The sequence below is a fragment of the Streptomyces sp. RerS4 genome, assembly GCF_023515955.1.
In the GTDB taxonomy this organism is placed as follows: Bacteria; Actinomycetota; Actinomycetes; order Streptomycetales; family Streptomycetaceae; genus Streptomyces.
The window spans coordinates 2,512,850-2,538,338 of the sequence record NZ_CP097322.1; the positions used below are offsets into that span (position 1 = coordinate 2,512,850).

Sequence of the window (25,489 nt, forward strand, 5' to 3'; positions counted from 1 at the left end):
TCGATCCGTCAACACGGCGCGGCCGCTTTGAGACAACCGAATGAATCATGGTCGCTTCTAGTGACAGCATCGTGACCCACTGCCAGATTGCCGGGCATGACTGCCTCCCCGTTCTCCGCCCGCTCCCGCTCCCCCCGCCACCCGGTCTTCTGCACCGTGGTCCCGCCCCACCTGCTCGACAAGGCCGCCCGCTCGGCCGACCCCGCGCGCGCCGACCTCGCGCAGCGGACCCTCGAACAGGACGCCTTCCTGCGCACCCGGCGCCGGATCAGCACCGTCCGGGGCATCGGCCCGGCCGCCCTCGACGCGCCCACGCCCGACACCCCGCTGCGGACGATCCACGACGCCCAGCACCGCACCCGCCTGCCCGGGAAGAAGGTCCGCGGCGAGGGCGAGGAGGCCGGCAAGGACGCCACCGTCAACCGCGCCTACGCCGGGCTCGGGGCCACGTACGACCTGTTCCTCCAGGGCTTCGGGCGGCGCTCCATCGACGACTCCGGGTTGCCGCTGAACGCGAGCGTGCACTACGGCGAGGACTACAACAACGCCTTCTGGGACGGCGAGCAGATGGTCTTCGGCGACGGGGACGGCGATCTGTTCCTCGACTTCACGGTCTCCGTCGACGTCATCGGGCACGAGCTGACCCACGGCGTCACCCAATACACGGCCAACCTCGACTACCACGGCCAGTCCGGCGCCCTCAACGAGTCCATGTCGGACGTGTTCGGCTCCCTGATCAAGCAGTACTCGCTCGGGCAGAGCGCCGACCAGGCGGACTGGCTGATCGGCGCCGGCCTGCTCGGGCCGAACGTGACCGGGACCGCCCTGCGCTCGATGAAGGCGCCCGGGACGGCGTACGACGACGACGAGCTCGGCAAGGACCCGCAGCCCGCGACCATGGACGACTACGTCGTGACCTCGCGCGACAACGGCGGCGTGCACATCAACTCCGGGATCCCCAACCACGCCTTCTACATCGCGGCGAGCGAGCTGGGCGGCAACGCCTGGGAGCGGGCCGGGCGGATCTGGTACGACACGCTGACGGGCGGCGAGCTGGAGGCGCGGGCGGACTTCGCCGACTTCGCCCGCCTCACGCTGGCGGCGGCGGTCGCCCGCTACGGGGACGGCGGCGTCGAGCACCGGGCGGTCCAGAAGGCGTGGTCGACGGTCGGGCTGGGGTAGCCGGCCGGAGCGGGGTAGGAAACCCTCATGCTGATCGAAGTGGTGAGGACGGGCGGTTTCGCGGGCATCGAGCGCCGGGCCGAGGTGGACACCTCGGGCCGGCCCGACGAGGACGAGTGGCGGGCGCTCGCCCTGCTGGCGCTACGGCCCGAGGCACACGAGGACCCGGGCGGCCGGGCCGCGAGCGGCGTCCGGGACGGGTTCTCGTACCGGATCACGGTCGACGGCCGGACGGTGTCCTGCCACGACCCACACCTGTCGGACGCGCAGCGCAGCCTGGTCTCGCGGGTGCTGAAGGAGGGCGCGTAGGGGCGAAGGCGCGTAGGGGCCCGTTTATCCGGGTGCCCGCGTGGGGCGGTTTTGCTTGGATGATCACATGACGAAAACCATCCTGGCGGACCTGGAGCAGTACTACGACGCCGTCCCCCGCAAGGGCGGCGCGCGCGGCGAGGACTTCGGGCCGCTCACCCTGTTCGTGCAGGAGGGACAGGGTTGGGCCTACTACGCGCGGCCCGCACTCGGCGGCTCCGACGCCACGCCCGCCGACGTGGAGCGGGTCCGGGCCCGCCAGCGGGACCTCGGCGTACCCGAGGCCTTCGAATGGGTGGCCGAAACCAGCCCCTCCCTGCGGGCGGCGGTGGAGGCGACGGGCCTGCACGTCCACGCCCACCCGCTGATGGTCCTGGACGAGACGGCCGCGCCGCCCGCCCCGCACCCGGAGGTCCGCACGCTCGACGCCGACGACCCGCTGCTCACGGCAGCGGTCACGGTACCGGCGCTGGCCTTCGCGGACCGGGGAACGGCCGTCGGCGAGGCGGGACCGGCCGCGCTGACGGCGGCGCTCCTGGACCCGTCGGCCGGCGACCGCCGGGACCGGGTCGCGGCGATGCTCGCGGACGGCCGGACGGGCATGGCGGCGGCCGTACGGGACGGGGTGGTGCTGTGCTCGGGGCAGTACAACCCGGTCGGGGACGTCGCCGAGGTCGTCGCGGTCGGTACCCTGCCGGCCGCCCGGCGCCAAGGGCTGGCCCTCGGGGTGACGGCGGCGCTGGTCACGGCGGCCCGCACGGGCGGGGCGCGGACGGTGTTCCTGTCGGCGGGCGACGAGGACGTGGCCCGGATCTACGGGCGGGCCGGATTCCGCCGGGTCGGCACGGCCCTGATCGCGGAACCGCCCGCCGCGTAGCCGGCGCGTTGCCGAAGCGGCAACGATGTTTGCCCGCCGCGCCGGCCCGGCGCAGCATCGGCGGTGTCCGTGCGCCCGTACGGGCATCCGCGCCGAGGAGGCCGCCATGTCCCACACCACCCACGACGACGCCAGGCACGCCGAGCACCCCGAGGGCGGGCGGGAATGGTGGAACGACCGCTACCGCGAGAGCGGGCGGATCTGGAGCGGCGCGCCCAACGCCGCGCTGGTGCGCGAGGTGTCGGAGCTGCCGCCCGGCCGCGCCCTGGACCTGGGCTGCGGCGAGGGCGGCGACTCCGTCTGGCTGGCGGGACGCGGCTGGCGGGTCACCGCGACCGACATCTCCGAGGTCGCCCTGCGGCGGACGGCGGAACACGCCGCCGAGGCGGGGGTGGCCGACCGGGTGGACGCGCGGCAGCACGACCTGGCGCGATCCTTCCCCGCCGGGGAGTTCGACCTCGTGTCGGCGTGCTTCCTGCACTCGTACGGGGACTTCCCGCGCGACCGGATCCTGCGGACGGCGGCCGGGGCCGTGGCGCCGGGCGGCGTCCTGCTGGTGGTCGGCCACGGGGGCTGGGCCTCCTGGCAGGAGGACCGGCCGCAGGTCGACTTCCCGACCCCGGACGAGCTCCTCGCCCGACTGGAGCTGCCCGAGGGGGCCTGGGAGGTCCTGCGCGCCGAGGAACACGAACGCGTCCAGAACGCCCCCGACGGCACCCCGGGGACCCGCACGGACAACACGCTGAAGGTCCGCCGGCTCCGCTAGGGGGTGTCTTTCGGATCAGGCCGGCGGCCGAGGGACTAGAAGCCGAGCTTGCGGAGCTGCTTGGGGTCGCGCTGCCAGTCCTTGGCGACCTTCACGTGCAGGTCGAGGAAGACCGGCGTGCCGAGCAGCGCCTCGATGTGCTTGCGCGACTTCATGCCGACCTCCTTCAGGCGGGAGCCCTTGGGGCCGATGATGATGCCCTTCTGGCTCGGCCGCTCGATGTAGACGTTGGCGTGGATGTCCAGCAGCGGCCGGTCCGCGGGCCGGTTCTCGCGCGGGATCATCTCCTCCACGACGACGGCGATGGAGTGCGGCAGCTCGTCGCGCACGCCTTCGAGCGCGGCCTCGCGGATCAGCTCGGCGACCATCACCATCTCGGGCTCGTCCGTCAGGTCGCCCTCGGGGTACAGCGGCGGGCTCTCCGGCAGCAGCGGCGCGATCAGGTCGGCCAGCAGCTGGACCTGGGTGTCGCCGACCGCGGAGACGGGCACGATCTCGGCCCACTCGATGCCCAGCTCGGCGCCCAGCTGGTGGATGGCGAGCAGCTGCTCGGCCAGCGCCTTGGACTCGACGAGGTCGGTCTTGGTCACGATGGCGATCTTGGGGGTCTTCTTGATCGCCGCGAGTTCCTTGGCGATGAACTTGTCGCCGGGGCCGAGCTTCTGGTCGGCCGGCAGGCAGAAGCCGATGACGTCGACCTCGGCCCAGGTGGTGCGTACGACGTCGTTGAGCCGCTCGCCGAGCAGCGTGCGCGGCTTGTGCAGGCCGGGGGTGTCCACCAGGACCAGCTGGGCGTCCGGGCGGTGCACGATGCCGCGCACGGTGTGGCGGGTGGTCTGCGGCCGGTTGGAGGTGATCGCGACCTTGGTGCCCACCAGCGCGTTGGTCAGGGTCGACTTCCCCGCGTTGGGGCGGCCGACGAAACAGGCGAAGCCCGCGCGGTGCGGGGCGGTGGGCTCGGGGGAACGATCGCTCATACGGGCCATTCTCCCCGATGCGGCCCCCGCCGCCGACCAGGCCACCGCCACGACGGCCAGGGCGGCGGCGAGCACGCGGTTCAGCGCGGGGTGCGCGGCGTAGCCGGCGCCGGCCCGGTCGGTGGCCCCGTCGGCCCGCGCCTCGACCGTGACCTGGGCCCATTCCGGCGCGGGCGGCCCCTCCCAGCGGGCGTCGAGCCGGACCCGCTGCCCGGGGAGCAGCTCGGCGGGCAGCCCGGTGAGGGTGCGGGAGTGCAGGCCCCGGCCGAGCGCTCCGGTGGCGGTGAGGGTGGCGCGGGGGCGCAGGGTGACGTTGCCGAGGTTGCGGAGGGTGTACGAGACCTGCGCGCCGGCCGCCGCGTCCCTCACCCGGAGGTCCTCGACGGCGAGCGCGGGGGCGGCGGGGCCGGTGACGCGGAGGTGGACCCGGGCGGCCACGGCCTGCTGGACGGCGAGGCCCCGCGCGGCGGTGGTGGCCGGCCGCTCCTCCAGCGCCACGACGGCTCCGGGGTGGTCCCCGGGCTCCGCCCGGTCCGGCACGGTGACGGTGAACGCGACGGTCAGCGCCGCCTTCGCCGGGACGGTGATCCGCTCCCGCGCGAGCTTCAGCCACGCCCCGGTGGCGCGGCGCGGCTCGTCGGGGCCGCGGACGGCGAAGCCGCCGTCGCGGGCGGTGTTGTAGGCGTCGGCGGCGTAGAGGCGGAAGGTGCGCGGGGTGTCGGTGCGGTTGGCCACGGTGACGGCGTCGGCCACCGTGGTGCCGGGGCCGGCGGAGAGGTGGAAGGAGGGCCGCTGCCCGAGGGTGTTGGCGGCGGGCAGCACGGACCACTGCCCGTTGTCCGCGGCCGCGGCCGTCCCGGCCGCCGAGGCCGTCACGAGCAGGACTGCCCCGAAGAGGAACGTGCCGAGCCCGAGCAGTACGGCCACGATCCGGGCGAGCGCGGTACGGGGTCCGGGCGCCGGGGCCGTCACGACAGGGTCAGGGTCAGCACCGCCGTGTACGCGCCCGGCGGGGTGTACGCCGGCACCTTCAGCGTCACGCCGGCGTCGACGGTGAAGGTGCCCCCGACCAGCGGGGCGTTCGCCGTGGAGGCCAGGACCGCCCCGTCCGGGCCGACCACGCCGGCGCTGCCCGCCGCGCACACGCTCGGACTGCCGGGTTCCGCCGCGCAGGTCGGCGTCCAGGACAGCGCGGCGCCGGGGATGCGGGTCCCGGCCGGGCCCGTGAAGTCGGTGACCCTGCCGACCAGCGTCCATCCCGCGGGCCCGCCCCGGGCGTCCCGCACGGTGACGGTGCCGATCCGGCCGGGGGCCGCGCCGCCGTCCCCGTACGGCACCGTGCCGAGGGTGACGGCCTCCCCCGCCTGGGTCATCGCCAGCGTGCCCGGCTCCACGGTGGCCGTGAGCCGCTGCGCGGCCGGCGACGACGGCGGCGGTGGGGGCGGGGGCGGGGCCACGGGCTGGACGACCGTGTACGCCGCCGCCCCGTCCCCGCCGCGCCGACCAGGCCTCGCCCTCGTACGCCACCACCGCCGTGGTGGCCCGGTCGGTGACGGGCAGCTCCGCCGCGACCCGCCCGAGCCGGTCGGCGGTGGTCACGACCCGGTCGGCGGTCTCGGCGGCGCCGGCCCGCCCGGCCACGGTCACCGCCGCGCCCGGTACGAAGCCGACGCCGGCGACCCTGACGCGGGCCCCGGGTTTCCCGTGGGCGGCGGCCGGCGTGACGCTGCGCAGGTTGGCGGTCGGCAGCGGGGTCGCGGTGAGCCGCGCGGAGACGGGGGCCGCGTCGACCGCGCACGCGGTGACGAGGTCGAGGAGGTGGGCGGTGTGCAGGGTGTAGCCGGCCGGGGCGAGGGTGAGGGCGCCGGGCGCGGTGACGGTGAACGTGCCGGTCATGGTGACGGCGGGCAGCGCCACGCCCGCGGCCACCGGCTCGTTGCGCTTCGCGCCGACGACGGTGACCTCGCCGCTCTGCGCACCGCCGAGCCGGACCCGCCCGGTGGGGGTCAGCACGTCGGCGGGCAGCGCGCCTCCGACGGGGTTGAGGGCGGGGGTGCGGGCGATCCGGTAGGTGACGGTGACGGTGTCGCCGACGCGCGGGTTCGGGTCGTCGACGGTGAGGTGGGCGGTGGTGGGCCCGTCGGCGGGCGGCAGTCCGGCCTCCTGCGGGGCGAGGCAGTGCGTGGGGAACTCCACCTGCCCCGGGGACGTTTCCCCCTCGGCGACGGCCGGCGCGGCGAGTGCGCTCCCGGCCGCGAGGACGGCCGTACCGACGGCCGCCCGCCATCTCCTGCCGCGCGCGCCTGTCCCCACTGCCCGCACCCCCACACCCCGGACCACCGGTTCCCCAAGGGGGCCATTCACGAGCGGGCGTCGGGAGAAGTCAAGGCACGCGACCGGTAACAATTGATGGGCCGTCAGAAGCCGGCGACATGACGCGCGACCGGGGGATCACACGGCCACCACCTCACGCGGCCGCCGCCTCACACGACGGCCGCCTCCCGGAACGTGCGCCGGTAGGCGGTCGGGCTGACCCCCAGCGCCGCCTGCACGTGTTTGCGCAGCGACTGCGCCGTACCGAAGCCCGTCTCCCGCGCCACCACCTCCATCGGCAGTTCCGTCCGCTCCAGCAACTGCCGCGCCCGCTCGACCCGCTGCGCGGTGATCCACTCCCCCGGGCTGACCCCGGACTCCTCGCGGAAGCGGCGCGTGAAGGTCCGTACGGAGACGCACTCCTGCCGGGCGAGGTCGCTCAGCCGCAGGGGCTCGTGCAGCCGGTCCAGCGCCCACGCCCGCGCCGCCGTGGTGCTCGCCACCTGCTCCTGAGGCACCGGACGGTTGACGAACTGGGCCTGCCCGCCCTCCCGGTGGGGCGGTACGACGGTCCGCCGGGCCACGTCGTTGGCGATGTCCGCGCCGTGGTCGCTGCGCACGATGTGCAGGCACAGGTCGACGCCTGCGGCGACCCCGGCGGAGGTGAGGACGTTCCCGTCGTCGGTGTAGAGCACGTCCGGGTCGACGCGCACGGCCGGGAAGAGCGCCTGGAAGTGCGCGGCCGAGGCCCAATGGGTCGTGGCCCGACGGCCGTCCAGGTACCCGGCGGCGGCCAGGACGTAGCCGCCGGTGCAGATGGAGACGAGGCGGGTCCCGGGCTCGATGTGGGCGAGGGCGGCGGCCAGTTCGGGGGTGAGCCGCCCCTCCGTGTACACGGGGCCCAGCTCGTAGGAGGCCGGGACCACGACCGTGTCGGCGGTGGCCAGCAGTTCGGGGCCGTGCGCGACGTCGACCGCGAAGTCGGCGTCGGTGGGGACCGGGCCCGGGGCGAGACCGCAGGTGAGGATCTCGTAGAGCGGGTGCCCGGCGCCGTCCTTGGCCCGCCCGAAGATCCGGTGCGGGATGCCGAGCTCGAAGGGCAGCAGTCCGGCGAGGGCGAGCACCGCCACACGATGCGGCGGCGTCTTCGACGAGGGGTCCATGGCCCGATCGTAACGAAGCATGACGGTCAGGCCACTGTCGTACGGGTAACCGCCGGCCGGAAGCTGTCCGGGTGACGCAGACAGCCCCGCCTCCCCGCCCCCCACCGACCTCCGGGCCCCCCGCCGGCCCGGCCGCATCCACCGCGCCTGGTTCGCCGCCGCGGTGGGCTTCGTGACGATCATCGGCGCCGCCGCCTCCGCCTCGCTCCCCGGACTGCTCATCGAGCCGCTGCACGAGGAGTTCGACTGGTCGCGCGGCACGATCGGCTTCGCGGTCTCCGTCAACCTGGCCCTCTACGGGCTCACCGCGCCCTTCGCCGCCGCCCTGATGGATCGTTTCGGCATCCGCAAGGTCGTCGCCGTTGCCCTGACCGTCATCGCCGGCGGCTCGCTCGCCACCGTGTGGATGACGGCGGCCTGGCAACTGGTGCTGTTCTGGGGCGTGCTGGTGGGCCTGGGCAGCGGCTCGATGGCCCTGGCCTTCGCCGCGACGATCACCAACCGCTGGTTCACCGCCCGGCGCGGACTCGTCACCGGCGTCCTCACGGCCGCCGGCGCGTCCGGTCAGCTGATCTTCCTGCCGCTGCTGTCCTGGCTGGTCGAACACCACGGCTGGCGCCCGGCGTCCGTCACCGTCTCGCTGGCGGCCGTGGCGGTGGTCCCGTTCGTATGGCTGCTGCTGCGCGACCACCCGGCGGACGTGGGCCTCGCCCCGTACGGGGGCACCTACGAGCCGAAGCCGGCGCCGACCCCGGGCGCGGCCCGGCGGGCGCTGACCGTCCTGTTCAAGGCGGCCCGGACGGGACCGTTCTGGCTGCTGGCGGGCACCTTCGCGATCTGCGGCGCCTCGACGAACGGCCTGGTGCGCACGCACTTCGCCCCCGCGGCCCACGACCACGGCATGCCCATCACCACGGCGGCGGGACTGCTCGCGGTGATCGGCGTGTTCGACGTGGTGGGCACCATCGCCTCCGGCTGGTTCACCGACCGCTTCGACGCGCGACGCCTGCTGGCGGTCTACTACGCCCTGCGCGGGGTGTCGCTGCTCTTCCTGCCGATGCTGCTCGCGCCGTCGGTGCACCCGCCGATGGTGTTCTTCATCGTCTTCTACGGCCTCGACTGGGTCGCCACCGTGCCGCCGACGATCGCCCTGTGCCGGGAGCAGTACGGGGAGGACAGCGCGATCGTCTTCGGCTGGGTCCTGGCCTCCCATCAGGTGGGCGCCGCCCTGGTGGCCTTCCTCGGCGGGGTGGCCCGCGACGCCCTCGGCTCGTACGACCTCGTCTGGTACGCCTCGGGCGGCCTGTGCGCACTGGCGGCCCTGATGGCGATGGTGATCCGCAGGAAGAGGGGCTAGGCCGCCTTTCCAGGGCTCGGTTCGCCTCCGGGGCGGGGCGCCCATGTCGGCTCCAGGAGGGCGTACGTCCTCGAAATCCGCTCGTTCCTCGCGGATTCCTCCGGGCGCTCGCCCTCCTTCGCCGACGCGCCCCTTCGGCTCACTCGCCCGCGTCAGCCCGCCGGAGTGGTCGACTTGAGGGTGCCGTCCGGGGCGGCCAGGAGGACCGGGGTGGTCGGGCCGCCGAGGTCGCGGACCGCCGCGCGGTCGGCTTCGGCGGGGGCGTCGGCCGCGCTCACCACGGCGGCCGCCTCCAGGGAACGGGCGCCGCTCGCCACGGCCATGGCGACCGCCGTCTGGAGCGCGCTCAGCTTGAGGGAGTCCAGCTCCACCGTCCCGGCGACGTACGTCCGGCCGGTCTCGTCACGCACCGCCGCGCCCTCCGGGACCCCGTTACGGGCCCGTGCGCTGCGCGCCAGCGTGATGATCTTGTTGTCCTCGGGGTCGATCGCGGGGCCCGCGGTGCTCTCGGTCATGGGCGACAGCATAGGGAGCGCCTCGGCCGGTGCGTACAACGACCCCGCCGAGGCGCCCTCCCCTCCGCCCCCAGGCCCCGGGGACGGGTCTTTCCTCGCTCAGGGCCGGTCCAGCCGCAGCCGCTCCGCCCTCGGCAGGCCCGCCACGACGAGGTCGTACGAGTCCTCCACCAGCTCCCGCACCAGCGCGTCCGGCAGCTCCCCGACCGTCACCGTGTTCCAGTGCCGCTTGTTCATGTGCCAGCCCGGCACGATCGCCGCGTGTTCCGCGCGCAACCGCACCGCGGCCTCCGGCTCGCACTTGAGGTTGACCTTCAGCGGGTCCGCGTCCAGGGCCGACAGGGCGAACATCTTCCCCAGCACCTTGAACACCGACGTCTCGGGGGTGAAGGGGAACTCCTCCACCGCCGCGTTGAAGCCCAGACAGAAGGCACGCAGCTCGGCCGGGGTCATTCGTCCTCCTCGTCCCCACCGGGAGCCGGTTCCACGACCGGCTCGACCAGCACCGTCACGATCTTGTTCCGGCGACCCGCCGGGGACTCGGCCGTCAGCCGCAGCGGACGCCCGTCCGGCAGCTCCACCATCCCGGAGGCGCCCGCGATCGGCACCCTCCCGAGCGCCTTCGCCAGCAGCCCGCCGACCGTCTCGACGTCCTCGTCGTCGAAGGCCTCCACGCCGAACAGCTCGCCGAGGTCGGTGATGTCGAGCCGGGCCGTGACCCGGTAGCGGTCCTCGCCCAGCTCTTCGACCGGCGGGATCTCCCGGTCGTACTCGTCGGTGATCTCGCCGACGATCTCCTCCAGGATGTCCTCGATCGTGACGATGCCCGCCGTGCCGCCGTACTCGTCGATGACGACGGCCACGTGGTTGCGTACCGACTGCATCTCGCGCAGCAGATCGCCCGCGTTCTTCGTGTCGGGCACGAAGACCGCCGGCCGCATCGCCGTCGAGACCAGGTCCGCTTCCGCCTCCCGGTTGATGTGGGTGCGGCGGACGAGGTCCTTGAGGTAGACCATGCCGACGATGTCGTCCTCGTTCTCGCCGGTGACCGGGATCCGCGAGAAGCCGGAGCGCAGGGCGAGCGTCGTCGCCTGACGGATCGTCTTGTAGCGCTCGATGCACACCAGGTCGGTGCGCGGCACCATCACCTCGCGCACGAGCGTGTCGCCGAGCTCGAAGACCTGGTGCACCATGCGGCGCTCCTCGTCCTCGATCAGCGATTCCTTCTCCGCGAGGTCGACCATCGCGCGCAGCTCGGCCTCGGAGGCGAAGGGCCCCTTGCGGAAGCCCTTCCCTGGCGTGAGCGCGTTGCCGATGAGGATCAGCAGTTGCGGGATCGGCCCCATCACGCGGGCGAGCGGTACGAGGACGTACGCGGCCGCCGTCGCCGTGTTCAGCGGGTGCTGGCGGCCGATCGTACGGGGGGACACGCCGACCGCGACGAAGGAGACCAGCACCATCACGCCGATGGCGACGAGCAGCGCCGTCCAGTTCTCGCCGAACTCGTCGAGGCAGACGTACGTGACGAGCACGCCCGCCGCCATCTCGCAGGTCACCCGCACCAGCAGCGCCACGTTGACGTAGCGGGTGGGGTCGCCCGCGACCTGGGCGAGCTTCGCGCTGCCGCGCCGGCCCTCCCGTACGGCCTGCTCGGCCCGGAAGCTGGAGACGCGGGCGATCCCGGACTCCGCACAGGCCGCGAACCAGGCCACGACGACCAGCAGGACCGCCACGGTGATCAGCTGTGGCGCCCCGGTCACGAGACGGTCGGGGCCGGGGAGGGACCGGTCAGCCCGCGCTCGGCGCGCCAGCCGTCGACGATGGCCGCCTGGAGGCCGAACATCTCGGCCTTCTCGTCCGGCTCCTCGTGGTCGTAGCCGAGCAGGTGGAGCACCCCGTGGACGGTGAGGAGCTGGAGCTCCTCGTCCATGGAGTGCCCCGTCGGCGCTTCCTCGCCCTGCCTCTTGGCGACCTCGGGGCACAGCACGATGTCGCCGAGGAGCCCCTGCGGGGGCTCCTCGTCGTCCTTCGTCGGCGGCCGCAGCTCGTCCATCGGGAAGGACATGACGTCGGTGGGTCCGGGCAGGTCCATCCACTGGATGTGGAGCTGCTCCATGGCGTCCTCGTCGATGACGATGACGGAGAGCTCGGACAGCGGATGGATCCGCATCCGGGTGAGCGCGTAGCGGGCGATGTCGAGGATCGCCTGCTCGTCGACCTCGGTTCCGGACTCGTTGTTGACGTCGATCGACATGGTGCGCTGGGTTCTACTTCCGCTGGTAGCCGTTGGGGGCGGCCGGATGGGCTTCGTCGTACTTCTCGTACGCGTCGACGATACGGCCGACCAGCTTGTGGCGGACGACATCCTCGGACGTGAGCCGCGAGAAGTGGATGTCGGGCACCCCTTCGAGGATGTCCTGGACCTGTCGCAGACCACTGCGGGCGCCACCCGGCAGGTCCACCTGCGTGATGTCACCGGTGACGACGATCTTCGAGTCGAAGCCGAGTCGGGTCAGGAACATCTTCATCTGCTCGGCGGTCGTGTTCTGCGCCTCGTCCAACACGACGAACGCGTCGTTCAGGGTGCGACCGCGCATGTACGCCAGCGGCGCGACCTCGATCGTTCCGGCGGCCATGAGCCGCGGGATGGAGTCGGGGTCCATCATGTCGTGCAGGGCGTCGTAGAGCGGGCGCAGGTACGGGTCGATCTTGTCGAACAGCGTGCCGGGCAGGAAGCCGAGCCGCTCGCCCGCCTCGACGGCGGGGCGGGTCAGGATGATCCGGCTGACCTGCTTGGACTGCAGGGCCTGGACCGCCTTCGCCATCGCGAGGTAGGTCTTGCCGGTACCGGCGGGGCCGATGCCGAAGACGATCGTGTGCTTGTCGATCGCGTCGACGTACCGCTTCTGGTTGAGGGTCTTGGGACGGATGGTGCGGCCGCGGTTGGAGAGGATGTTCTGGGTGAGCACCTCGGCCGGGGTCTCCGTCTGGCCCGTACCACTGCCGTTCGCCTTGAGCATGGCGATCGAGCGTTCCACTGCGTCCTCCGTCATCGGCTGCCCGGTGCGGAGCACGAGCATCATTTCGTCGAAAAGGCGCTGGATCAGTGCGACTTCCGCCGCCGCACCGACCGCGCTGACCTGGTTGCCCCGAACATGGATGTCGGCCTTCGGGAAGGCCTTCTCGATGACGCGCAGCAAGACGTCGCCCGAGCCGAGGACCGTCACCATCGGGTGCGTCGCCGGGACGGTGAAGTGGGCTCGCGCCTGGCCCGGCGCGGGGATGTGGGCTGTGGGTGTGTGAGTCATGGGCCGGCACTGTGGCCTGCGCATACCTCCCGCTGAGGGGCCGCGCCGATCGTCGACCTCCGGAGTACCAGGGTACGTCTCCCCGGGGGCATCGCCCGAGGGGTTTTACGGCCCGCCGCGCACCGGCGGAACGGGGCCTACGCGACGGGGCTGCGGAAGCCGATGGTGGGAACGGCCCGGCGGCGCGGGGAGCAGGTCGCGTCGCGCGGTACCAGGGCGTCGAGGAAGCCGTAGCGGCCGCGCAGGGCGTCCGGGGCGGTGCGCCACCAGGCGGCCACCTCGGGCCAGCCCGGCGCGGAGAGGGAGCCGCCGAACTCCTGCACGGACAGGGCCGCCGTCAGGCCGGCGAAGGCCAGCCGGTCGGCGAGCGGCCAGCCGGCGAGGCTGCCGGTGACGAACCCGGCGACGTACACGTCCCCGGCCCCGGTGGGGTCGAGGGCGTCGACCGCGATCCCGGGGACCTCCGCCGTCTCCCCGGTCCGGCTGTCGACGGCGTACGAGCCCTCGGGGCCCAGCGTCACCACCGCGACCGGCACCCGCTCGGCCAGGGCGCGGGCGGCGGCGCGCGGGCAGTCGGTGCGGGTGTAGCGCATGGCCTCGCCGGCGTTGGGCAGGAAGGCCTCGCAGTGCTCCAGGTCCGCCAGCGCGTCCAGGTCCCAGCGGCCGGTGTCGTCCCAGCCCACGTCGGCGAAGATCCGCGAACCGCGCCGGGCCGCCTCCGCGATCCAGCCCTCGCCGCGCTGCCCGGCGCCCAGGGAGGCCACCGCCGCGCGGGCCTTCGGAGGGCAGCGGGGGAAGGGCCCCGGGCCCGCCGGGGGCGGGGCCTCGTGGCCGTGGGAGACCATCGTGCGCTCGCCCTCGTAGGCCATCGAGACGGTGACGGGGCTGTGCCAGCCTGGGATGGTCCGCGACATGGCCAGGTCGATGCCCTCGCCCTGTTCGAGGGCGTCCCAGCAGTACTCGCCGTAGTGGTCGTCGCCGAAGGCGGCGGCCAGCGAGGTGCGCAGGCCCAGCCGGGCCAGGGCGGTGGCCATGTTGGCGACGCCGCCGGGGCTGGATCCCATGCCGCGGGCCCAGGACTCGGTGCCGCGCACGGGCGCGGTGTCGAGGCCGGTGAAGATGATGTCGAGGAAGACGGTTCCGGTCAGGAAGACGTCGCAGCCCGGTTCGTGTGGGTCGCGTACGGGGCCCAGCGGGTCCAGGTGGCGCCCAGGGCGGATGATGCGGCTGTCCCGACTGCTCACGGCGTTCTCCCCGTCGAAGTGTCGTTTCTGCTGGCGGCGAACCGGTGGGAAGCTGCGAGGCCTGCCCTCACCGGTACGACCGGAAACCCAGTGTGACGCACCTCACTCAAGGACCGCTCTTCCCGCCCCCGCGCCCGGCTCGAACCGCACCCCGCCGGGGCCGGGACTACCGCTTCGGCAGGGCCACCCGCCCCAGGTCCGCCGCGATCGTCAGGTCACCCTCGAAGCCCGCCCGCCGGGCCTGGCGCTCGAACTCCGACGGGTCCCCGTACCGCTGCGAGAAGTGCGTCAGCACGAGGTGCCGTACGCCTCCGTCCCGCGCCACCCGGGCCGCCTGGCCGGCCGTGAGGTGTCCGTGGTCCACCGCGAGCCGCTCGTCCTCGTCGAGGAACGTCGACTCGATGACCAGCATGTCGCAGCCCTCCGCGAGCGCCGCCACGCCGTCGCACAGCCGCGTGTCCATGACGAAGGCGAACCGCTGCCCCGCCCGGTGCTCGCTGACCTCCTCCAGGGTGACCGCCCCGAGCGCGCCCTCGCGCTGGATCCGCCCGACGTCGGGCCCCTTGATCCCGTGCCGCGCGAGCAGCTCCGGCACCATCCGGCGCCCGTCCGGCTCCGTCACCCGGTACCCGAAGGACTCCACCGGGTGCGACAGCCGCCGCGCCTCCAGCGTGTACGTCGGCCCGACCGCCAGCACCCCGTCCTCGACCACCGGCTCCTCGGCGAGGGCCACCGTCTCCCGGTAGGCCGTCGCGTACCGGAGCCGGTCGAAGAACCGCTGCCCCGACGCCGGGTAGTGCGCGGTGACCGGGTGCGGGACCTGGTCGAGGTTGATCCGCTGGATCACCCCGGCCAGCCCCAGGCTGTGGTCGCCGTGGAAGTGCGTGACGCAGATCCGGTTGATGTCGTGCGCCGCGACCCCGGCCCGCAGCATCTGCCGCTGCGTGCCCTCGCCGGGATCGAAGAGGATGCCCTCGCCGTCCCAGCGCAGCAGGTAGCCGTTGTGGTTGCGGTGCCGGGTGGGGACCTGGCTGGCGGTGCCGAGGACCACGAACTCGCGTACGGACACGGACGACTATCCGGGCGGCCACTGGAGGCCGCGGCCTCCGAGGACGTGCAGGTGGGCGTGGAAGACGGTCTGGCCCGCGCCGGGGCCGGTGTTGAACACGACCCGGTAGCCGTGATCGGCGACCTTCTCGTCGGCGGCGATCTCCCCGGCCTCACGCAGTATGTCGGCGATCACGGTCGGCTCGGCGGCGGCCAGGGTGGCGGCGTCGGGGTAGTGGACCTTCGGGATGACGAGCACGTGCGTCGGTGCCTGCGGGTTGATGTCCCGGAAGGCGACGGTCGTCTCGGTCTCCCGGACCACCGTCGCGGGGACACTCCCAGCGACGATCTTGCAGAACAGGCAATCCGCCTGCGGTTCCCCGGCCATGGCCGCGCCTCCCGTTTGGTGATCGGTCCGGGCATCGTATCGGCCCGCCCCCCGAGCCACCGTCCGCCGCCGCCGTCCCCACCCGGAACCGACCGCCCCTCGACCACACCCCGGGTCGACACCCCCCAAGGGCGTGTCTTGTGGATCATGCCGGGCTCGCGGCGTCCGGTGCCTGATCCGGCCTGATCCACACGACACGACCTAAGCCCAGCGCCCCGTACGGGCCAGGAGCACCGCGGTCGCCGCCGTGCCCGCCGTGGACGTACGCAGCACCGAGCGCCCCAGCCGGTACGGCCGGGCCCCTGCCTCCGCGAAGAGCGCCAGCTCCTCCGGCGACACCCCGCCCTCCGGGCCCACCACGAGCACCACCGACCCCGCCTCGGGCAGCTCGGCCGTCGCCAGCGCCTCCGAGGGGGCGTCGCGGTCCTCGTGCAGCACCATCGCCAGGTCGGCCCCGGCCAGCAGCGCCGCCACCTGCTTCGTGGACAGCGCCTCGGCCACCTCCGGGAAGCGCACCCGACGGGACTGCTTGCCCGACTCCCTGGCCGTGGCCCGCCACTTGGCCAGGGACTTCGCCCCGCGCTCGCCACGCCACTGGGTGATGCACCGCGAGGCCTGCCACGGCACGATCGCGTCGACGCCGGTCTCCGTCATCGTCTCGACGGCCACCTCGCCCCGGTCGCCCTTCGGCAGCGCCTGCACCACCGTGATCCGCACGGCGGGCTCCTCCTCCCGGTGCGTCCCGGTCACGGAGACGATCAGCCGGTCCTTGCCCTCCGCCGCCGTGACCACGGCGTCCGCCCAGGCGCCGCGACCGTCGGTGAGGACCACCGCCTCGCCGGGAGCGAGCCGCTTCACCGACACCGCGTGCCGGCCCTCGGGGCCCTCCAACACGAACCGCGGCCCCGTGGGGACCTCTTCGACCACGAACACGGGGGCCGTCATGACTCGCTCCTCATCTGCGTTGCCTCCACCGCGCGCCGCGCCTCGGCCAGTTCGGCCGCGAGCACCTCCACCAACTGCCCGGCGGGCAGCGCGCGCGCCAGCCGGTGCCCCTGACCCGCCCACAGGGCCATCCCCTGCGCGTCCCCGGCCGCCGCGGCCGCCTTGCGCAGCCCGGCCGTCATGTGGTGGATCTGCGGGTACGCCGCCGGGGCGTAGGGTCCGTGCTCGCGCATGAAGCGGTTGACGAGGCCCCGCGCGGGCCGCCCCGAGAAGGCCCGGGTGAGCTCCGTGTGGGCGAACATCGGGTCGGTCAGGGCCTTCTTGTGCAGGGGGTGCGCGCCCGATTCCGGGCAGGCGAGGAAGGCCGTGCCGAGCTGCGCCGCCTCCGCGCCCGCCGCCACGACCGCCGCGAGCTGCGCCCCGCGCATCAGTCCGCCCGCCGCGATCAGCGGGAGGGCCACGGATTCGCGTACCTGCGACAGCAGGGCGAGCAGGCCGACGCCGGCCGTGCCGTCCGTCTGCGGGTCGTCGCGGTGTGTGCCCTGGTGGCCGCCGGCCTCGACGCCCTGGACGCACAGGCTGTCGGCGCCCGCTGCCTGCGCGGCGCGGGCCTCGTCGACGGAGGTCACCGTGACGGTGGTGTGCGTGCCGGCCTTGCGCAGCCGGTCCAGTACGGCCGGCGTGGGGCAGCCGAAGGTGAAGGAGACGACCGGGACCGGGTCCTCGACGAGAATGGCGAGTTTGGCCTCGTAGCCGTCGTCGCAGGTGCCGATGATGTCCTCTTCGGCGAGGGAGACCTCGTACCAGCCGGCCTCGCCGGCGAGCTGCCCCCGGTACGCCTCGACGGCGGCCTGGTCGACGTGGCCGGTCTGCGGCAGGAAGAGGTTCACGCCGAAGGGGCGCCGGGTGAGGCCGCGGGTCTGTTTGATCTCCTGGTACATGCCGTCGGCGGTTTTGTAGCCGCCGGCCAGGAAGCCCAGCCCGCCGGCCTCGGACACGGCCGCCGCGAGCGGGGGGCAGGAGGCGCCGCCCGCCATGGGAGCCTGCACGATCGGGTACCGGAAGAGACCGTTCGCTGCCAAGGACATGCACCGCATCGTGCCATGTCCCGCTCACGGGACCGAATCACGGCATTCGCCTGGCATAGTCCGCCTCGACCGCCGCCGCGCCGTCGCCCGCGCACCGCCCCCGAACGTGCGGGAGCCCGGTCCGGGTGCTCCCGGACCGGGCTCCTACGGGGTACTTCGGCGCCGGCGTCAGCGGCCGTTGAAGGCGTCCTTCAGGCGGCTGAAGAGGCCCTGCTGACCGGGCGCGAACTGGCCCATCGGCCGCTCCTCGCCCCGCAGCTTGGCGAGCTGGCGCAGCAGGTCCTCCTGCTGGGGGTCCAGCTTGCCGGGGGTGGTGACCTCGACGTGGACGATCAGGTCGCCGCGCCCGCCGCCCCGCAGGTGGGTGACGCCGCGACCGTGCAGCGGGATCGCCTGGCCGGACTGGGTGCCGGGCCGGATGTCGATCTCCTCCAGGCCGTCGAGGGTCTCCAGCGGGCACTTGGTGCCCAGGGCCGCCGCCGTCATCGGGATGGTGACCGTGCAGTGCAGGTCGTCCCCGCGCCGCTGGAAGGTCGGGTGGGGCAGCTCGTGGATCTCGACGTAGAGGTCGCCGGCGGGGCCGCCGCCGGGGCCGACCTCGCCCTCGCCCGCGAGCTGGATCCGGGTGCCGTTCTCGACGCCGGCGGGGATCTTGACCGTCAGGTTGCGGCGGGAGCGGACCCGGCCGTCGCCCGCGCACTCGGGGCACGGGGTCGGGACCACGGTGCCGAAGCCCTGGCACTGCGGGCAGGGGCGCGAGGTCATGACCTGGCCCAGGAAGGACCGGGTGACCTGCGAGACCTCGCCGCGGCCGCGGCACATGTCACAGGTCTGCGCGGAGGTGCCGGGGGCGGCGCCCTCACCGGAGCAGGTGGTGCACACGATCGCCGTGTCGACCTGGATTTCCTTGGTCGTGCCGAAGGCGGCCTCGTCCAGCTCCAGGTCCAGGCGGATCATGGCGTCCTGGCCGCGGCGGGTGCGCGAGCGCGGGCCGCGCTGCGATGCCTGGCCGAAGAAGGCGTCCATGATGTCGGAGAAGTTGCCGAAGCCACCCGCCCCGAAGCCGCCCGCGCCGGCCCCGCCGCCCGAGGAGGACAGCGGGTCACCGCCGAGGTCGTAGACCTGCTTCTTCTGCGGGTCCGAGAGGACCTCGTAGGCGGCGTTGATCTCCTTGAAGCGCTCTTGCGTCTTCGGATCGGGATTGACGTCCGGGTGCAGCTCGCGCGCGAGCCGCCGGAAGGCCTTCTTGATCTCGTCCTGGGACGCGTCGCGGCGCACGCCGAGAACGGCGTAGTAGTCCGTGGCCACTTACGACTCCGCCAGGATCTGTCCGACGTAACGTGCCACTGCGCGTACCGCTCCCATCGTTCCGGGGTAGTCCATGCGGGTCGGTCCGACCACGCCGAGTTTGGCGACTGCCTCGCCGCCCGAACCGTAGCCGACGGAGACGACCGACGTGGAGTTGAGCCCCTCGTAGGCGTTCTCGTGGCCGATTCGTACGGCCATCCCCGACTCACCGGCCTCGCCCAGCAGCTTCAGGAGCACGACGTGCTCCTCCAGCGCTTCGAGGACGGGCCTGATGGTCAAGGGAAAATCATGTCCGAAGCGAGTGAGGTTGGCGGTGCCGCCGATCATCAGCCGCTCCTCCGCCTCCTCCGCCAGCGTTTCGAGAAGGGTCGCGAGGACGGCCTTGACGGTCGCCCGGTCGTCGATCTCGAACGACTCCGGAAGGTCCTGCACGAGCTGCGGCACGTCCGTGAACCGACGGCCGACGACCCGGGCGTTCAGCCGCGCCCGCAGGTCGGCGAGCGAGGTGTCGGCGAACGGCGTCTGGGTGTCGACGAGCCGCTGCTCGACCCGCCCGGTGTCCGTGATCAGGACGAGCATCAGCCGGGCCGGGGCCAGCGACAGCAACTCGACGTGCCGGACGGTGGAGCGGGTCAGGGAGGGGTACTGGACGACGGCGACCTGCCGCGTGAGCTGCGCGAGCAGCCGCACCGTGCGGCCGACCACGTCGTCGAGGTCGACGGCGCCGTCGAGGAAGTTCTGGATGGCCCGACGCTCGGGCGTCGACAGCGGCTTGACGCCCGCCAGCTTGTCGACGAAGAGGCGGTAGCCCTTGTCCGTGGGAATGCGACCGGCGCTGGTGTGGGGCTGCGCGATGTAGCCCTCCTCCTCCAGCACGGCCATGTCGTTGCGCACGGTGGCGGGCGACACGCCGAGGCGGTGGCGCTCGGTGAGGGCCTTGGAGCCGACCGGCTCCTCGGTCCCGACGTAGTCCTGGACGATGGCGCGCAGCACTTCGAGCCTGCGTTCACTGAGCATCGCGCACACCTCCGGATGCGGTCGGTCGTCGGTCGGGCGACCGTCGGTCGCGCCGCTGGGTTCCCCGGTCTTCGCTTCTTCGTTGGCACTCTGCGCGTGCGAGTGCCAGAGATCCCCCGGTCAGTGTACGGCCGGGTGGTACGCCGCAGGCAAGGGCGGCCCGCCAGGGTAGCGTCGCGGCATGGACGTGCGTTGGGAAGAGGCGGGCTGGGAGCGGCTGACCGGACGGGCCGGCCGAAGGCGGCTCCCGGTGTGGGATTGCACCGTGGGACTGGTGGTCGGGGACGACTCGACGCTCCTCATCGACCCCGGTTCGGGTGTGCGCGAGGGGGCCGAGGTGCGTGCCGAGGCGGAACGGTTGACGGGGCGGCGCGTGACCCATATCGCATTCACGCACGGACATTTCGACCACGTGTTGGGTGGCTCCGCGTTCGCGGGCGTCGAGTTCTTCGGGGCGGTCGGGCTGGACCGGCTCCTCGCGACGCCCACGGGCCGCGAGGAGCTGCGCGCGAGCGCGGTGCGCCACGGCCTGGACGCGGCGGAGGCGGCGCAGGCGGTGGAGCTCGTACGGGCGCCCCGGCACCTGGTGTCGGGCGAGTGGACGTTGGAGCTGGGCGGGGTGCAGGTGCTGCTGGCCAATGTGGGCCCGGCGCACTCGCAGCACGATCTGGCGGTCTTCGTGCCGGGCGAGCGGGAGACGGTGTTCTGCGGGGACCTGGTCGAGGAGTCGGGCGAGCCCCAGGCGGGCCGGGACGCGGTGCCCGGCCAGTGGCCGGCGGCACTGGATCGGCTGTTGTCGCTGGGCGGCGAGGACGCGCTGTACGTGCCGGGTCACGGAGCGGTGGTCGACGCGGGCTTCGTCCGCGCGCAACGCGACGCCCTGGCGGCCCGGTTCGGCGTGGCGGGGGGCCCGACCGGTGCGTGAGTACTCCCCCGACCTGACCCCGCCGTGGAAGCGCGCGAAGGCCGTTCCCGAGGTGCCCGCCGATCCGGACCTGGTGGTCGAGGTGGCCGGTACGGACTTCTGCGGCGCGGTGGTGGCCTGCGAGGCGGGCACGGTGACCCTGGAGGACCGCTTCGGCAAGCGCCGGGTGTTCCCGCTGGAGCCGCGCGGGTTCCTGCTGGAGGGCGCCGTGGTGACCCTGACCCGGCCGGCGCGGGCGCCCGCCGCCCCCTCACGCACGGCGTCGGGCTCGGTGGCGGTGCCGGGGGCACGGGCCCGGGTGGCGCGGGCGGGGCGGATCTACGTGGAGGGCCGGCACGACGCCGAGCTGGTCGAGCGGGTCTGGGGCGACGACCTGCGGATCGAGGGCGTGGTGGTGGAGTACCTGGAGGGCGTCGACGACCTGCCGGCGGTGGTCGCCGAGTTCGCCCCGGCGCCCGGTGCCCGCCTGGGCGTCCTGGTGGACCACCTGGTCCCGGGCTCGAAGGAGTCCCGTATCGCGGCCTCCGTCACGTCCCCGCACGTCCTGGTCGTGGGCCACCCGTACGTGGACGTCTGGCAGGCGGTGAAGCCGTCCGCGCTGGGCATCCCGGCCTGGCCGGTGGTCCCGCCGGGTCAGGACTGGAAGACGGGCGTCTGCCGAGCCCTGGGCTGGCCGCAGAACACGGGCGCCGCCTGGCAGCACATCCTGTCCCGCGTGACCTCGTACCGTGACCTGGAGCCGACCCTGCTGGGGCGGGTGGAGGAACTGATCGACTTCGTTACGGGTGGTGGTGAGGCCTGACTCCCTGGAAAGTGCCGAAGTCGGTTGTGTCCAGCTCGATACCGAGCGGCTCCAGCGGCAGCGGCTCGCCGAACTTCGTGATCCGCTGGGAACGGTAGTCGGCGTTGTCCCCCATGCCGACCGGGATGGTCAGCAGGACGCATTGCGCCACGATCGGGTCGATGATCAGCTAGGCGGGTACCCGGCCGGCGGCGTAGATCGAGCGCTTGACCACGTAGTCCCTGTCGACGCTGGTCTTGGAAACGACCTCCACCACCATCGTGATCAACCGGGACGGCAGGAGACGACCTGCCTCCGGGTGCGCCTGACGATCCAGGACCACCAGGTCGGGAACAGGCTCGCTCGCCTCGTCGACGATGTCGACGTCTTGGGTCTGGAGCCGCGCCCACCGCTTGCGCGGGATCTGGTCCTGCACGTCTTCCACGATCAGGTTGTGCACCAGATCGGGACTGGCCATCATCACGATTTCCCCCCGGAGGAGCTCGACCTTGACTCCATCGGGAGGCTCGAACCCCTCGAAGAACTTGGCCATCCCACGCTCGTCCACAGCGGTCATCTCCGTGGTCCTCCACATCCGCCGCGTACTGTCGGCGGCAGCCCTATGGACAGCCTAGGCAGCGCGGGCCCTGTTACGGGGGGATTCACCCGCGCGAGTGGTTCAGTCCACCAGGTCCCGGACCACCGCGTCGGCCAGGAGCCGCCCGCGCAGGGTCAGCACCGCCCGCCCGGCCTCGTAGGGGTCGGGCTCCAGCAGGCCGTCGGCCAGGGCCTTCGCGGCGGCGCGCAGCCCCGCCGGGGCGAGCAACGACAGCGGGACGCCGTCGACGAGGCGCAGTTCCAGCAGGATCCGCTCGACCCGGCGGTCCTCCTCGGAGAGCAGCTCGCGGCCCGCGCCGGGGGAGCGGCCCTCCGCCAGGGCCGCCGCGTAGGCGCCCGGGTGCTTGACGTTCCACCACCGGACGCCGCCCACGTGCGAGTGCGCGCCGGGGCCCGCGCCCCACCAGTCGGCGCCGCGCCAGTACAGCTCGTTGTGCAGGCACCGGCCGGCCTCGGACGTGGCCCAGTTCGACACCTCGTACCAGTGGTAGCCGGCCTCCGCCATGACGGAGTCGGCGATCAGGTACCGGTCGGCGTGGACGTCGTCATCCGTCATCGGGACCTCGCCGCGACGGATCCGCCGGGCCAGCTGTGTGCCCTCCTCGACGATCAGCGCGTACGCGCTGACGTGGTCGGGCCCGGCGCCCAGCGCGGCCTCCAGGGAGGCCCTCCAGTCGTCGTCGGACTCGCCGGGGGTGCCGTAGATCAGGTCCAGGTTGACGTGCTCGAAGCCCGCCGCCCGCGCTTCGGCGACGCACGCCTCGGGACGCCCGGGGGTGTGCGTGCGGTCCAGCACCTTCAGGACGTGCTGCTTCGCGCTCTGCATGCCGAAGGAGACCCGGTTGAAGCCGCCGGCGCGCAGCTCCGCGAGGTAGCGCGGGTCGACCGATTCCGGGTTGGCCTCGGTGGTGATCTCGGCGTCGTCGGCGAGGCCGAACTCGTCGCGGATGGCCCCGAGCATGCGGACGAGGTCGGCGGCGGGCAGCAGCGTCGGCGTACCGCCGCCGACGAACACGGTCCGCACGGGGCGCGGGTCGTCCCCGAGCACCTTGCGCGCGAGCCTGACCTCGTCGATCAGGGTGTCGGCGTAGTTCTCGCGGGAGGCGAGGACGCCGCCGGTGCCGCGCAGCTCGGTGGCGGTGTAGGTGTTGAAGTCGCAGTACCCGCAGCGGGTGGCGCAGTAGGGGACGTGCAGGTAGAACCCGAGCGGCCGGTCCGCGGCGCCGGTGAGGGCGTGCGCGGGCAGCGAGCCGTCTTCGGGCATGGGGTCACCGTCGGGCAGTGCGGAAGGCATGTGCCCATTGTCCCGCACTGCCCCATGGTCGTTTACGCCCCGGGCCGGGGCGGTGTCACGCCTCCCGGGAGCCCTCGTACATCTCCTCGATGAGGTGCTTGAACTCGCGCTCGACGACCGGCCGCTTCAGCTTGAGGCTGGGCGTGAGGTCGCCGTGCTCCACGTCGAGGTCGCGCGGCAGGATGCGGAACTTCTTGACCGTCTGCCAGCGCTGGAGGCCCTCGTTGAGGGTCTGGACGTAGGTCTCGATCAGCCGGTTCGTCTCGGGCGCGGCCAGGACCTGCGCGTACGTCTTGCCCTCCAGCCCGTTCTCGGCGGCCCAGCCGAGGATCGCGGGCTCGTCGAGGGCGATCAGGGCGGAGCAGAAGTTCCGGTCGGCGCCGTGGACGACGATGGTCGACACGTACGGGCAGATCGCCTTGAACTGCCCCTCGATCTCGGCCGGGGCGACGTACTTGCCGCCCGAGGTCTTGATCAGGTCCTTCTTGCGGTCGGTGATGCGCAGGTAGCCGTCGGGGGACAGCTCGCCGATGTCGCCGGTGTGCAGCCAGCCGTCGCTTTCCAGGACCTCGGCGGTCTTCTCGGGCTGGTGGTGGTAGCCCTGCATGATGCCGGGGCCGCGCAGCAGGACCTCGCCGTCGTCGGCGATACGGACCTCCGTGCCCGGGAGCGGCTTGCCGACGGTGCCGGTGCGGTAGGCCTCGCCGGGGTTGACGAAGGACGCGGCGCTGGACTCGGTCAGCCCGTAGCCCTCCAGGATGTGGATGCCGGCGCCGGAGAAGAAGAAGCCGATCTCGGGGGCGAGGGCGGAGGCGCCGGAGACGGCGGCGCGCAGGTTGCCGCCGAAGGCCTCGCGGAGCTTGGAGTAGACGAGCGCGTCGGCGATCTTGTGCTTGGTCGTGAGGCCGAAGGGGGCGGTCGCCCGGCCGGTGCGGCGGAAGTTGTCCTGGGTGACCTTGGCGTACTCGCGGGCGACGCCCACCGACCACTGGAAGATCTTGTACTTGGCGCCGCCGCCGGCGCGGGCCTTGGCGGCCACGCCGTTGTAGACCTTCTCGAAGATGCGCGGGACGGCCGCCATGTAGGTGGGCTGGACGACCGGCAGGTTCTCGATGATCTTGTCGATGCGGCCGTCGACGGCGGTGACGTGACCGACCTCGATCTGGCCGGAGGTGAGCACCTTGCCGAAGACGTGGGCCAGCGGCAGCCACAGGTACTGGACGTCGTCCTTGGTGATCAGGCCGGTGGCGACGGTGGCCTTGGCCATGTACGACCAGTTGTCGTGCGGCAGGCGGACGCCCTTGGGGCGGCCGGTGGTGCCGGAGGTGTAGATGAGGGTGGCGAGCTGGTCGGCTTTGATCGCCGCGATCCGCTCCTTGATCGCCTCGGGGTGCCGCTCCAGATACTCCCTGCCGCGCTCCTCCAGCTCCGCGAGCGAGAGCACCCACCCTTCGGGGTCGCCCTCCACCGGCTCCGCGCCGGCCGCGTCGATGACCACGACGTGGGCCAGGCCCGGCAGCTCGGCGCGCCGCTCGCGGGCCTTGGCCAGCTGCTTCGCGTCCTCGGCGATCAGTACCCGACTTTCGGAGTCCGCGAGGATGAACGCCGATTCGTCGGCGTTGGTGCTCGGGTAGATCGTGGTGACGGCGCCGCCCGCGCACATCACGCCGAGGTCGGCGAGGATCCACTCGACCCGGGTGTTGGAGGCGAGCGCGACCCGCTCCTCCGGGCGCAGCCCGAGGGTGATCAGTCCGGCGGCGATGGCGAAGACCCGATCGGCCGCCTGACCCCAGCTGAGCGACTTCCAGTCGTCGGGGCCGCCCTGCGCGCCGGCCGCGGGCACCGGGTAGCGGTAGGCCTCCGCGTTCGGCGTGGCGGCGACGCGGTCAAGGAAGAGGGCCGCCACGGTGGGCGGACGGTTCTCGATCATGGTCTGTGTGTCGCTCACGACATCCTCCGGACCGGGGCCACGCGACGGGGCGTGGGCGTGGGGCGCTTGGACTGGCGGGGTTCTTTCAGACAGCGGGTTCGGACCGGCGGGTCGGCCGGCCGATTTCGAAACTGGCG

General features: G+C 73.2%; 23 protein-coding genes and 1 pseudogene. 7 read left to right on the top strand and 17 right to left on the bottom strand.

Going from position 1 to position 25,489, the window contains the following annotated elements; genetic code table 11:
- Positions 1-96: 96 nt before the first annotated feature.
- The 4 genes from M4D82_RS11570 to M4D82_RS11585 all read left to right on the top strand — a co-directional run bounded on the left by M4D82_RS11570 (position 97) and on the right by M4D82_RS11585 (position 3,134).
- Positions 97-1,182: a M4 family metallopeptidase gene (locus tag M4D82_RS11570; protein WP_249765973.1), complete on the top strand. Its 1,086-nt coding sequence runs from the start codon at positions 97-99 to the stop codon at positions 1,180-1,182.
- Between the two features lie 27 nt (positions 1,183-1,209).
- Positions 1,210-1,491: a protealysin inhibitor emfourin gene (locus M4D82_RS11575; RefSeq protein WP_249765974.1), complete on the top strand. Its 282-nt coding sequence runs from the start codon at positions 1,210-1,212 to the stop codon at positions 1,489-1,491.
- Between the two features lie 67 nt (positions 1,492-1,558).
- A complete protein-coding gene (locus M4D82_RS11580) occupies positions 1,559-2,368 on the top strand; it encodes a GNAT family N-acetyltransferase (RefSeq protein ID WP_249765975.1) in 810 nt (269 codons plus the stop codon).
- A 106-nt stretch (positions 2,369-2,474) separates the two neighbouring features.
- Positions 2,475-3,134: an SAM-dependent methyltransferase gene (locus M4D82_RS11585; protein ID WP_249765976.1), complete on the top strand. Its 660-nt coding sequence runs from the start codon at positions 2,475-2,477 to the stop codon at positions 3,132-3,134.
- Between the two features lie 35 nt (positions 3,135-3,169).
- Here M4D82_RS11585 and era read toward each other — a convergent pair whose 3' ends face one another.
- Entirely contained in the window at positions 3,170-4,120 is a 951-nt protein-coding gene (gene era, locus M4D82_RS11590; protein ID WP_371681274.1) for a GTPase Era, read from the bottom strand.
- Between the two features lie 2,474 nt (positions 4,121-6,594).
- Positions 6,595-7,587 carry a GlxA family transcriptional regulator gene (locus M4D82_RS11600; RefSeq protein WP_249765977.1) on the bottom strand — a complete coding sequence of 331 codons (993 nt, stop codon included), beginning with the start codon at positions 7,585-7,587 and terminating at the stop codon, positions 6,595-6,597.
- Positions 7,588-7,723: 136 nt separating this feature from the next.
- Here M4D82_RS11600 and M4D82_RS11605 point away from each other — a divergent pair, with 136 nt between their 5' ends.
- The gene (locus M4D82_RS11605) at positions 7,724-8,944 is read left to right on the top strand and encodes an MFS transporter (protein ID WP_249771707.1); all 1,221 of its coding nucleotides are present in this window, start codon (positions 7,724-7,726) and stop codon (positions 8,942-8,944) included.
- 152 nt (positions 8,945-9,096) lie between these two features.
- Here the strand turns inward: M4D82_RS11605 and M4D82_RS11610 are convergent, their stop codons facing one another.
- From M4D82_RS11610 to hrcA, 12 genes are all read right to left on the bottom strand, one after another.
- The gene (locus tag M4D82_RS11610) at positions 9,097-9,459 is read right to left on the bottom strand and encodes a cytidine deaminase-like protein (RefSeq protein ID WP_249765978.1); all 363 of its coding nucleotides are present in this window, start codon (positions 9,457-9,459) and stop codon (positions 9,097-9,099) included.
- 99 nt (positions 9,460-9,558) lie between these two features.
- On the bottom strand, positions 9,559-9,912 hold the full coding sequence (locus M4D82_RS11615) for an MmcQ/YjbR family DNA-binding protein (protein ID WP_249765979.1): 354 nt from the start codon (positions 9,910-9,912) through the stop codon (positions 9,559-9,561).
- Positions 9,909-11,219, bottom strand: coding sequence for a hemolysin family protein (locus M4D82_RS11620; RefSeq protein ID WP_249765980.1), 1,311 nt, complete (start codon positions 11,217-11,219; stop codon positions 9,909-9,911). The genes M4D82_RS11615 and M4D82_RS11620 overlap by 4 nt, the downstream gene beginning before the upstream one ends.
- Positions 11,216-11,713, bottom strand: a complete 498-nt coding sequence (ybeY, locus tag M4D82_RS11625; protein WP_249765981.1) for an rRNA maturation RNase YbeY — start codon at positions 11,711-11,713, stop codon at positions 11,216-11,218. The genes M4D82_RS11620 and ybeY overlap by 4 nt, the downstream gene beginning before the upstream one ends.
- 13 nt (positions 11,714-11,726) lie before the next feature.
- Complete coding sequence (locus M4D82_RS11630) at positions 11,727-12,767, bottom strand: PhoH family protein (protein WP_249765982.1); 1,041 nt, start codon at positions 12,765-12,767, stop codon at positions 11,727-11,729.
- Between the two features lie 137 nt (positions 12,768-12,904).
- The gene (locus M4D82_RS11635) at positions 12,905-14,011 is read right to left on the bottom strand and encodes a PfkB family carbohydrate kinase (RefSeq protein WP_249765983.1); all 1,107 of its coding nucleotides are present in this window, start codon (positions 14,009-14,011) and stop codon (positions 12,905-12,907) included.
- A gap of 166 nt (positions 14,012-14,177) precedes the next feature.
- Positions 14,178-15,080, bottom strand: a complete 903-nt coding sequence (locus M4D82_RS11640) for a ribonuclease Z (protein ID WP_249765984.1) — start codon at positions 15,078-15,080, stop codon at positions 14,178-14,180.
- Positions 15,081-15,086: 6 nt separating this feature from the next.
- A complete protein-coding gene (locus M4D82_RS11645; RefSeq protein ID WP_249765985.1) occupies positions 15,087-15,446 on the bottom strand; it encodes a histidine triad nucleotide-binding protein in 360 nt (119 codons plus the stop codon).
- A 201-nt stretch (positions 15,447-15,647) separates the two neighbouring features.
- Positions 15,648-16,391 carry a 16S rRNA (uracil(1498)-N(3))-methyltransferase gene (locus M4D82_RS11650; RefSeq protein WP_249765986.1) on the bottom strand — a complete coding sequence of 248 codons (744 nt, stop codon included), beginning with the start codon at positions 16,389-16,391 and terminating at the stop codon, positions 15,648-15,650.
- A complete protein-coding gene (locus tag M4D82_RS11655; RefSeq protein WP_249765987.1) occupies positions 16,388-17,479 on the bottom strand; it encodes a nitronate monooxygenase in 1,092 nt (363 codons plus the stop codon). Before M4D82_RS11655 ends, M4D82_RS11650 begins: the two co-directional genes overlap by 4 nt.
- Positions 17,480-17,647: 168 nt before the next feature.
- Positions 17,648-18,787 (bottom strand): molecular chaperone DnaJ, encoded by a 1,140-nt coding sequence (dnaJ, locus tag M4D82_RS11660; protein WP_249765988.1) that lies wholly within the window; start codon positions 18,785-18,787, stop codon positions 17,648-17,650.
- Positions 18,788-19,804, bottom strand: a complete 1,017-nt coding sequence (hrcA, locus tag M4D82_RS11665; RefSeq protein ID WP_249765989.1) for a heat-inducible transcriptional repressor HrcA — start codon at positions 19,802-19,804, stop codon at positions 18,788-18,790.
- 181 nt (positions 19,805-19,985) lie between these two features.
- On the opposite strand from hrcA, the gene M4D82_RS11670 reads away from it, so the two are divergent.
- Positions 19,986-20,729: an MBL fold metallo-hydrolase gene (locus M4D82_RS11670; protein ID WP_249765990.1), complete on the top strand. Its 744-nt coding sequence runs from the start codon at positions 19,986-19,988 to the stop codon at positions 20,727-20,729.
- The gene (locus M4D82_RS11675; RefSeq protein WP_249765991.1) at positions 20,722-21,531 is read left to right on the top strand and encodes a DUF3097 domain-containing protein; all 810 of its coding nucleotides are present in this window, start codon (positions 20,722-20,724) and stop codon (positions 21,529-21,531) included. Before M4D82_RS11670 ends, M4D82_RS11675 begins: the two co-directional genes overlap by 8 nt.
- On the opposite strand, the pseudogene M4D82_RS11680 reads toward M4D82_RS11675, so the two are convergent.
- The 3 genes and pseudogenes from M4D82_RS11680 to M4D82_RS11690 all read right to left on the bottom strand — a co-directional run bounded on the left by M4D82_RS11680 (position 21,509) and on the right by M4D82_RS11690 (position 25,370).
- Positions 21,509-22,087, bottom strand: a pseudogene (locus M4D82_RS11680) (Uma2 family endonuclease). The gene M4D82_RS11675 and the pseudogene M4D82_RS11680 sit on opposite strands and share 23 nt — an antisense overlap.
- Before the next feature lie 102 nt (positions 22,088-22,189).
- Positions 22,190-23,422 carry a radical SAM family heme chaperone HemW gene (gene hemW, locus M4D82_RS11685; protein WP_249765992.1) on the bottom strand — a complete coding sequence of 411 codons (1,233 nt, stop codon included), beginning with the start codon at positions 23,420-23,422 and terminating at the stop codon, positions 22,190-22,192.
- Between the two features lie 55 nt (positions 23,423-23,477).
- Positions 23,478-25,370, bottom strand: a complete 1,893-nt coding sequence (locus M4D82_RS11690; protein ID WP_249765993.1) for an AMP-dependent synthetase/ligase — start codon at positions 25,368-25,370, stop codon at positions 23,478-23,480.
- Positions 25,371-25,489: the final 119 nt, after the last annotated feature.

What these genes read in the sequence shown, in the direction of transcription:
- M4D82_RS11600 (WP_249765977.1), bottom strand. Translation starts at nt 7,587, where the DNA reads ATGGACCCCTCGTCGAAGACGCCGCCGCATCGTGTGGCGGTGCTCGCC.
- M4D82_RS11645 (WP_249765985.1), bottom strand. Translation starts at nt 15,446, where the DNA reads ATGGCCGGGGAACCGCAGGCGGATTGCCTGTTCTGCAAGATCGTCGCT.
- M4D82_RS11575 (WP_249765974.1), top strand. Translation starts at nt 1,210, where the DNA reads ATGCTGATCGAAGTGGTGAGGACGGGCGGTTTCGCGGGCATCGAGCGC.
- M4D82_RS11570 (WP_249765973.1), top strand. Translation starts at nt 97, where the DNA reads ATGACTGCCTCCCCGTTCTCCGCCCGCTCCCGCTCCCCCCGCCACCCG.
- M4D82_RS11650 (WP_249765986.1), bottom strand. Translation starts at nt 16,391, where the DNA reads ATGACGGCCCCCGTGTTCGTGGTCGAAGAGGTCCCCACGGGGCCGCGG.
- ybeY (WP_249765981.1), bottom strand. Translation starts at nt 11,713, where the DNA reads ATGTCGATCGACGTCAACAACGAGTCCGGAACCGAGGTCGACGAGCAG.
- M4D82_RS11585 (WP_249765976.1), top strand. Translation starts at nt 2,475, where the DNA reads ATGTCCCACACCACCCACGACGACGCCAGGCACGCCGAGCACCCCGAG.
- M4D82_RS11670 (WP_249765990.1), top strand. Translation starts at nt 19,986, where the DNA reads ATGGACGTGCGTTGGGAAGAGGCGGGCTGGGAGCGGCTGACCGGACGG.
- M4D82_RS11610 (WP_249765978.1), bottom strand. Translation starts at nt 9,459, where the DNA reads ATGACCGAGAGCACCGCGGGCCCCGCGATCGACCCCGAGGACAACAAG.
- hemW (WP_249765992.1), bottom strand. Translation starts at nt 23,422, where the DNA reads ATGCCTTCCGCACTGCCCGACGGTGACCCCATGCCCGAAGACGGCTCG.
- M4D82_RS11615 (WP_249765979.1), bottom strand. Translation starts at nt 9,912, where the DNA reads ATGACCCCGGCCGAGCTGCGTGCCTTCTGTCTGGGCTTCAACGCGGCG.
- era (WP_371681274.1), bottom strand. Translation starts at nt 4,120, where the DNA reads ATGGCCCGTATGAGCGATCGTTCCCCCGAGCCCACCGCCCCGCACCGC.
- M4D82_RS11630 (WP_249765982.1), bottom strand. Translation starts at nt 12,767, where the DNA reads ATGACTCACACACCCACAGCCCACATCCCCGCGCCGGGCCAGGCGCGA.
- hrcA (WP_249765989.1), bottom strand. Translation starts at nt 19,804, where the DNA reads ATGCTCAGTGAACGCAGGCTCGAAGTGCTGCGCGCCATCGTCCAGGAC.
- M4D82_RS11580 (WP_249765975.1), top strand. Translation starts at nt 1,559, where the DNA reads ATGACGAAAACCATCCTGGCGGACCTGGAGCAGTACTACGACGCCGTC.
- M4D82_RS11655 (WP_249765987.1), bottom strand. Translation starts at nt 17,479, where the DNA reads ATGTCCTTGGCAGCGAACGGTCTCTTCCGGTACCCGATCGTGCAGGCT.